Source organism: Actinomadura sp. 6K520 (genome assembly GCF_004349245.1).
Taxonomy (GTDB): domain Bacteria; phylum Actinomycetota; class Actinomycetes; order Streptosporangiales; family Streptosporangiaceae; genus Spirillospora.
The window spans coordinates 1-773 of sequence record NZ_SMLC01000425.1; the positions used below are offsets into that span (position 1 = coordinate 1).

Sequence of the window (773 nt, forward strand, 5' to 3'; positions counted from 1 at the left end):
CGCCAACCACTTCCTCGACACCCTCGCCACCCACCGCCACACCGAAGGACTACCCGCCCAATCCATCGGATGGGGCTACTGGCAACAAGACACCGGCATGACCGGCCACCTCACCGACACCGACCGCAACCGCCTCATGCGCGTCGGCATGAGCCCCATCACCGACGAGCAGGGCCTCGAACTCCTTGACGCGGCCCTCGCCACGCCCCGGCCTCACCTGATCGCCGTCCCGATCAGCACGCGGGGTCTCGGCGTCCCGCCTCCGCCGCTCCTGCGGTCACTCGTCGGCGGTGCTCACCGTCCCAGGGCGGGCAGCAGCGCGAGCTTGGCCGACCATCTGGGCACGCTGACCCCTGACCAGCAGCAGGAACACCTTCTCGACCTGGTCCGGAGCGGCATCGCCGCCGTTCTCGGCCGCACCGACCCGGACGGTATCGGCGCCGACCGGCAGTTCAACGAACTCGGGTTCGACTCCCTCACCGCCATCGAACTGCGCAACCGTCTCGCCGCCGCGACCGGCCGCCGTCTGCCCGCGACCCTCGTCTTCGACCACCCCACACCGCAAGCGCTCGCCCAAGAGCTACGGAGAACGCTTCTCGACACGCTCGCGAGCACTTCCGTGAGCGCGAGGACGACCGCCACGGACGAGCCGATCGCGATCGTGGGGATGGGGTGCCGCTACCCCGGCGGCGTCACCACCCCGCAGCAACTATGGGAACTGGTCACCCAGGAACACGACGCCATCGGCGAATTCCCCACCAACCGCGGCTGGC

General features: G+C 69.7%; 1 protein-coding gene. It reads left to right on the forward strand.

Features of this window, described 5'->3' with window-relative positions; all coding sequences use genetic code 11:
- The coding region (locus E1289_RS37800; RefSeq protein WP_131988998.1) for an acyl carrier protein at nucleotides 1-773 on the forward strand (773 nt) is incomplete at both ends.